Genomic DNA, 521 nt, shown 5'->3' with positions numbered 1-521 from the left:
ATCAACATCCAGTACACCTCCGGGACCACGGGGTTCCCGAAGGGCGCGACGCTGTCGCACCACAACATCCTCAACAACGGCTACTTCGTCGGCCGGATCTGCGGCTACACCCCCGAGGACCGGGTGTGCATCCCGGTGCCCTTCTACCACTGCTTCGGCATGGTCATGGGCAACCTGGCGTGCACCACCAACGGCGCCACGATGGTGATCCCGGGACAGGGCTTCGACCCGCTCGCCACGCTCGAGGCCGTCGCGCAGGAGAAGTGCACCTCGCTCTACGGGGTGCCGACGATGTTCATCGCCGAGCTCAACCACCCCGAGTTCGAGTCCTACGACCTGTCCTCGCTGCGCACCGGGATCATGGCGGGCTCGCCGTGCCCGGTGGAGGTGATGAAGCAGGTCGTCGCCCGGATGGGGATGGAGGAGGTGACCATCGCCTACGGCATGACCGAGACCTCCCCGGTGTCCACCCAGACCCGCGTCGACGACCCGCTGGAGCTGCGGGTCTCCACCGTCGGCCG

At 67.2% G+C, this 521-nt stretch carries 1 protein-coding gene; it reads left to right on the top strand.

The window, feature by feature from the left end; all coding sequences use genetic code 11:
* Positions 1 to 521: AMP-binding protein (locus tag ABD993_RS36535; RefSeq protein WP_345428986.1), on the top strand; the 521-nt coding region annotated here is incomplete at both ends.

This window comes from Pseudonocardia xishanensis (assembly GCF_039541715.1).
In the GTDB taxonomy this organism is placed as follows: domain Bacteria; phylum Actinomycetota; class Actinomycetes; order Mycobacteriales; family Pseudonocardiaceae; genus Pseudonocardia; species Pseudonocardia xishanensis.
Note: the sequence above shows the minus strand (reverse complement) of the source record. Positions and strands in the feature narration are given on the sequence as shown.